Source organism: Erythrobacter sp. MTPC3 (assembly GCF_042854385.1).
In the GTDB taxonomy this organism is placed as follows: domain Bacteria; phylum Pseudomonadota; class Alphaproteobacteria; order Sphingomonadales; family Sphingomonadaceae; genus Erythrobacter.
The window spans coordinates 1-2,132 of the sequence record NZ_BTGP01000030.1 but is presented as its reverse complement, the minus strand read 5'-3'; the positions used below and the strand labels follow the sequence as shown (position 1 = coordinate 2,132).

2 protein-coding genes are annotated in these 2,132 nt (G+C 60.7%); both read right to left on the bottom strand.

Annotation, left to right across the window (positions count from 1 at the left end):
• On the bottom strand, positions 1-1,040 hold a 1,040-nt coding region (locus ACGHU1_RS16810; protein WP_390588859.1), incomplete at its 3' end, for a tyrosine-type recombinase/integrase.
• Positions 1,037-2,132 (bottom strand): tyrosine-type recombinase/integrase (locus tag ACGHU1_RS16805; protein WP_390588856.1); only part of this gene is annotated, 1,096 nt, incomplete at its 5' end. The genes ACGHU1_RS16805 and ACGHU1_RS16810, both read right to left, overlap by 4 nt.

Genomic DNA, 2,132 nt, shown 5'->3' with positions numbered 1-2,132 from the left:
CTCGCAAATGTGTATCGAAGATCGTGGATCCTCAGGCCCGGCAGTCCGGCCTCATCGCGGAACTGCCGCCAGAAACCATCGATGGAGCGCATGGGCCTTCGATAAGGTGTATTCCAGAACACCCATGGGATTTTCCTGTGGCGCGGGATTGTATCAATGATGGTCCTCGCCTCATCCCCCATCCACACCATTCGGGGACCGGTCTTGCCGTGGCGCAGCTTGATCCGCGTCCCGTGGATGTCGTTCCAGTGCAGGCCGAGGATTTCACCGCGCCTGCACCCGGTTAGCAAAAGAAGCGTTGCCGCTTTTGCTGCCAGCGAACGCATGGCGTGATCGCCGTCGCCCGCTCGTGCGAGCACCGACCCTAGGCGTGCAAGCTCTTTATATGTCAGAAACCGCTCGCAGTGGCGGCGGCGGTTCATGCGAACTACGCGGCACGGATTAGTGTTCTCCAGCCTGTAACCCCATGCTTCGGCCTTGTTGAGCATCAGGTTTAGCAAGCCGAGCGCCATATTAGCCGCGCCGGGGCTGGTCTGCCGGTTCACCTCGGCAAACCACTTCGTCACATGCTCCTCGTTGAGTTCATCGATACAGAGCTCCGCGAACGCATTCTGGAGGTACAAGCGGCGATAGCTGCCGTTAATGGCGTAGGTCTTGGCCGACCACCGCCGCGCCCACTTTTGCCAAAACTCGTCGAGGAAGTCGGTATAGCGCGGAGCCGAGCGTATCCGCTTGCGGTTTGTAGCCGGGTTCTCACCCGTCCGCGCATGGGCTAGCACCATCCGCGCCACCTGCGTTGCCTGTGTGCGCGTGATGACCGACGCTGGCCCAAGCGTCACCGTCCGCAGCTTGCCACCCATCCGCGTCTGCACGATGTAAACGTTCCTGCCCGACGCGTAGTGACGGATGCCTAACCCGTGCTCGCTGGCGAGCCAGGTTGTGGTGCGCGGTTTGCCCTTCGGAATGCGGATCAAACTGACGTCCGCGCCAACTTTGGCCAGCGCATCGTCGACCACTTGCCTGAGCGCGAGCACGGTCATGTTTGAAGACCAATGGCGGATGCCAGCGAACCTGACACGCGCTGCGCAGCGTCAGCGACGAACTCGTCAGCGAGGTGGGCGTATTTGGCAGAAGTTTCGGGCAAAACGTGCCCAAGCAGCTTGCCGATGGTCGCAAGAGGCACATCGCCCATAATGGCGGTCGAGGCAAAGCTGTGCCGCAGATCATGAATGCGCACATCGGGGAGCGCACAGCGGCGACGGAATCTGGTCCACCACATGCCGACGTTGATGGGCTTGGTGCCAGCGTGATCGGGAAATACGAACGGGCACCTGTCTTGCCTCTCAATGTTGCCCAGCACCGAAAGCGCTTGACTGTTGAGCCAGATGATCTTGGGTCCGGTCTTGCTGTCAGGGAGCACAAGGCGCGGCGGCTTTACCCACTCCCAGCGCAGCTTTTCGATCTCGCTTCGTCGAGCCCCGGTGTAGAGCAACAGCCGGATAATCGCGACCTGCTTGGGAGCTTCATTTTCGCAAGCGCGCAGTTCGGTGCCGATGCGCGCATACTCGCTTGGGCTGAGATACCGTTCCATTGCCTGCCGCTTGTAGCGCGGAATGCCGCGACAAGGGTTTGATCCCTTACGGCGCATTCTCAGCGCCTCGGCATATTTGAGCAGGGAGGCAAGAACAGGGACCGCGCGATTGAAGCGCGCTTCCCTCTCGCCCGCGCAGGCATCGCGCCAGCGCACGACATCCGCCCTCGAAACATCAGCAACCGGAATATCGCCAAAGTGCGCGGCCAGATCAATTCTCCAGGCATTCGCATTGCGCTTCGCGGTCGATGGTTTCCAGACCCTTGCGAGATCATCGAAATGGGTCGTGACGAAATCGTTCATAGTAGGGGTCGATTCGATCGCCACTCGCTTGGGCAGGCCGTCGAGAGCGGCTTCCGCCAGCAAGCGTCTCGCCTGCGCTCGTGCCAGTACAGCATCGACATCATCGGTCTTTCCGAGCGTGATCCTGCGGTGCTTGCCGCGATGCCTGAGCCGAACGAACCAGAAATAGTTGCCGCTGGGCCGGACCCGCATTCCGAAGCCCGGAAGTTCGGTGTCCCAGATGCAGTATTCGCTCGTT